Here is a 1,304-nt window from a genome sequence, read left to right as displayed (position 1 = left end):
GCTTATGACCGGCTGCAGACCTACTATGTCAAGGCGATCTCCTATCTCTCCAGCAAGCTGTCCTTCGCCTATGACGGCGAGGACATCACCGACTTCGTCCAGCGGCCGGAATTCAAGAAATGCACGGGGATGTCCGACAGCTACGATCTGTGGGAATGCCGCGAACAGGTGTGGAACCGTTCGTTTCGCGGCAAGTCGGTCGGCGGGACCAGCTTTCCCGACGACCGCTTCGGCGCCACCTTCTTCCAGCCTTATTATGCCGGCCAGACCTTCGGCCTCGGCCAGCTCAATCCGCTGACCGCCCTGCAGATGAGCGATCTGGTGCACAAGGTTTCGGGCCTGCCCAAGCTCGACGTCGGCGATCCCAATTCGGTCTACAAGACCATCATGGATCCCGACCTGACGCTGCCCTACGTCGCCGCGACGATCAGGAAATCGATCGATGCCTATAAAAGCATTGCCGGCTTCGACATTTCGGGCAATCCCGGGCTGACCGCCACGCTCTACAATGTCGGCAATCCGGAGCAGCGCGCTTATGCCCTGAAGGCGGAGAACGACAGGCGCCGCGCCGCCGGTGAGCCCGAAAAGCTGCCGGAAGAGAATTATTATGGTTGGCTGGTGAACGACAAACTGCCGGAGCTGAAGGCGCTGTTTTAGGGCTGGGGTTCAGAGCCTTTACCTGCCCCTTGTAGGGCAGGTCGGACCGAAGGTTAGGGGCGGTGCCGCACTCCCATCCCGCAGCTGCGCAGCGGCCCCCAAAAAGGGGGAGCGTAGGCTCAGGCCGCCAACAACGACTTCAGCTTCACGTCCTGCGAGCCCAGCGCTTCCGGCGCCGGCTTGGCGCGCTTGGCGATCAGCATTTCGGCCAGCCTGATGTCGCGGGCGACCGCGTTGCCGGGGCCGATGCCGCTGGCCGCGACCAGCCTGCCGTCTTCAGCCAAATGGAAGAGGATGAAGGCGCCGTCGCCGAGATCGCGGCGCACGGTGTTTTTGCCCTCGTCGGAGAGCCCGGCGATCTGCAGGGACAGACCATATTGATCCGACCAGAACCACGGCACCGCCGCATGCGCCTCGCCGGCGCCGAGCATGTTCCTGGCCGCCAGCGCGCCCTGTTCCTGGGCGTTGCGCCAGGCTTCCAGCCGCACGCGGCGGCCGCCATAGACGGCGAGCGGAAACGAGCAGCAATCGCCGGCGGCAAAGATGTCGGGATCGCTGCTGCGCAGCTCGGCATCGACTGCAATGCCATTGTCGATCGTCAGCCCCGCTTCGGCCGCAAGCCCGGTCACCGGCACGGCGCCGATGCC

2 protein-coding genes are annotated in these 1,304 nt (G+C 64.2%); one reads left to right on the top strand and one right to left on the bottom strand.

The features are described 5' to 3' along the window. On the top strand, positions 1-657 hold a 657-nt coding region (locus EN991_RS36620), incomplete at its 5' end, for a DUF1402 family protein (RefSeq protein WP_127370542.1). A 119-nt stretch (positions 658-776) separates the two neighbouring features. Here the strand turns inward: EN991_RS36620 and EN991_RS36615 are convergent. Then, positions 777-1,304, bottom strand: a 528-nt coding sequence (locus EN991_RS36615) for an oxidoreductase C-terminal domain-containing protein (RefSeq protein WP_164769680.1), incomplete at its 5' end; no start/stop codon positions are given.

Source organism: Mesorhizobium sp. M7A.F.Ca.US.005.03.2.1 (assembly GCF_003997795.1).
Lineage (GTDB): Bacteria > Pseudomonadota > Alphaproteobacteria > Rhizobiales > Rhizobiaceae > Mesorhizobium > Mesorhizobium ciceri.
The sequence above is the reverse complement of the archived record's forward strand: the minus strand, read 5'-3'. Positions and strand labels throughout refer to the sequence as shown.